General features: G+C 33.1%; 1 protein-coding gene and 2 pseudogenes. All 3 read left to right on the top strand.

Features of this window, described 5'->3' with window-relative positions:
- A pseudogene (locus tag ACFQZ1_RS14565) lies at positions 1 to 347 on the top strand (hypothetical protein); the annotation flags it as partial.
- Positions 348 to 645: 298 nt separating this feature from the next.
- Positions 646 to 1,029, top strand: a complete 384-nt coding sequence (locus tag ACFQZ1_RS14560) for a hypothetical protein (protein ID WP_377882902.1) — start codon at positions 646 to 648, stop codon at positions 1,027 to 1,029.
- A gap of 17 nt (positions 1,030 to 1,046) precedes the next feature.
- Positions 1,047 to 1,201 (top strand): annotated as a pseudogene (locus ACFQZ1_RS14555) (IS6 family transposase); the annotation flags it as partial.

Raw genomic sequence — 1,201 nt, 5'->3', positions numbered from 1 at the left:
AGTTAAAGAAAGTTTTGGAGCGATATATTATTTCAAAGGAAGAAGAAATAATTGCTTTTTTAGATACATCTATCCTCGGTAATTTGAGTAAAGGATCAGATGGATTATTAGTTTGTCAATCGGGTATATATTTTAGAGAAACTTTTGTACACCTGTATTTTCCGTGGCATGTCTTTAGAAATATTCCTATTACTTTAATTTCAAATGAGTTAGAAATCGGAAAAGGAAACATATTTCATCTTCAACATGCTAGAATGTCTAGTCAAGATATTCTATTATTCATCAAGAATTTAAAACAGTATGTTAATACATTATATGAGGAAAATAAGTGTTTACCTAATATATGAGAATATTCAATATAATTTGATGTTCATTTAATATAATATAAAAAGACGCTATACTTTTTGTAGGAATATACAGTGGTCTGACCCCATTTGGTGAGACAAAGAAAAAACACCTAGACAACATGTTTCCTATAAGGCCTCACCATATATGCCCATCAACTTAAGAAATAAGGTATTCCCCAAAACGAAAAAAATGAGCTGAATTGTTATAAATAATTGTAGCAAGATAAAGTTTTCGTTTTGAGGACTTCAAAATATTAGTTTGATGGACATTGGTGCTATCCCTAGGAGGTGATTATCTGTGGATTTTCTTAATGATTTTTTTACTTGGGCGTTTGAAAGGCATCAAAATATCCTAAGTTGGTACATTCGTCCACTATTTTTATTGCCGTTTTGCTATTTTTCCTATAGAAGAAGTATCAAAGGGATAATAATCACTTTAGTTGCATTAGCTACGAGTATGTTTTGGTTTCCAAAACCTACAACAGTGAATCCAAAAGTGGAAGCTTTTTTGGAAATGGAACTGGATTATTTGTTTGGTAAGTGGAGCTTTATTAAAATTGCGTTGTCTTCACTGGTTCCGGTGACAATGTTTGCTTTAGCATATGCGTTTTGGAAACACTCTTGGAAGGGTTCTGGTGCAAGAAGTCTAGTAAACTTGGACATACTGATACTAGTACTCTAAAAAGGGGCGTGATCAGTATAGAAAAGCAAAATTTATTCAAGTGGAAACATTATCAACCCGATATTATCCTTCTTACTGTCAGATGGTACCTACGGTACAACTTGAGCTTTCGTAACCTTGTGGAAATGATGGAGGAACGAGGATTATCGATGGCTCATACGACCATTATGCG

Origin of the sequence: Bacillus sp. CGMCC 1.60114, assembly GCF_042676365.1 — a bacterium.
Classification (GTDB): domain Bacteria; phylum Bacillota; class Bacilli; order Bacillales; family Bacillaceae_G; genus Bacillus_A; species Bacillus_A rhizoplanae_A.
The sequence above is the reverse complement of the archived record's forward strand: the minus strand, read 5'-3'. Positions and strand labels throughout refer to the sequence as shown.